Source organism: Rhizobium sp. 18055, from assembly GCF_902706285.1.
GTDB lineage: Bacteria > Pseudomonadota > Alphaproteobacteria > Rhizobiales > Rhizobiaceae > Rhizobium.
Window position 1 is genome coordinate 1 of the sequence record NZ_CACSKD010000057.1, and the last position, 981, is coordinate 981.

Sequence of the window (981 nt, forward strand, 5' to 3'; positions counted from 1 at the left end):
ATGCCGAGCGGCGCGAACTGCCCGGTGCGGTAGACGAGCAGCGGCACGAACTGCTCGCCCGCGGCCTGCGCCTGCGCCAGCGGCGCGGTGGCGAGCGCGGAGAGGCCGGCCGCGAGGGCGGCGGCGATCGTGGCGATCTTCCTGGGTTGCATGGCATGTCTCCTTGGGGTGTGTGGCACTCGGGTGGTGCGTTGGGGAAAACGGTGGAGGACGGCGACGCCGGTCAGTGCGGGAACGGCCAGATGCGCAGCTTCTGCCGCGCGGTGGACCACAGCCGCGCGAGGCCGTGCGGCTCGACGATGAGGAAGAACACGATCAGCGCGCCGAAGATCATGTGCTCCAGGTGCGTGGCCGTGCCGGTGGACAGCGGCAGCCCCAGCCAGTGGGGCACGTAGTTCAGCAGCAGCGGCAGCAGCACGATGAAGGCCAGCGCCCAGCGGATGAAGTTGAGCGCGACCGGGGAGATGAGGGGATGCACGAGGCGGCCGACGACCGCGTTGCCGGCCCAGAGCAGCGGCGCGGCCACGAGCAGGGCCACGGTGCCGGACGAGAGTCGTTGTGTCATGGCCTGGAAATGTACCGGCCTGCGGGCTTCGCCGATCCGTGGCAGGATGCACGCCGGCCCCCGCGTGGGGCCATTCCGCGGGCCGGATGCCCGTCCGCATCGCCCCGGTTCGCGTTCTCGATTTTTTCCTTTCTTTTTTTCGTGTCTTCCAACGCAGGAGTCGCCGCATGAGCCTTGCCGTCCAGATCCGCCAGCACGGCGGTCCCGAAGAACTGCACCTGACCGACGTGACCGTGGGAGAGCCCGGCCCCGGCGAGATCCGCATCAGCCACCATGCGGTGGGCCTGAACTTCATCGACGTGTACCACCGCACGGGGCTGTATCCGCTGCCGATGCCGGCCACGATCGGCATGGAGGGTGCGGGCATCGTCGAGGCCGTGGGCGCGGGCGTGACGCACCTCGCCGTGGGCGACCGC

2 protein-coding genes are annotated in these 981 nt (G+C 69.8%); one reads left to right on the plus strand and one right to left on the minus strand.

Annotated elements, in window-relative coordinates; genetic code table 11:
- Positions 1–223: 223 nt before the first annotated feature.
- Positions 224–565, minus strand: coding sequence for a hypothetical protein (locus tag GVL52_RS31385; RefSeq protein ID WP_160012644.1), 342 nt, complete (start codon positions 563–565; stop codon positions 224–226).
- Positions 566–732: 167 nt separating this feature from the next.
- Between GVL52_RS31385 and GVL52_RS31390 the strand changes: the two genes are divergently transcribed.
- Positions 733–981 (plus strand): alcohol dehydrogenase catalytic domain-containing protein (locus GVL52_RS31390; RefSeq protein ID WP_160012645.1); only part of this gene is annotated, 249 nt, incomplete at its 3' end.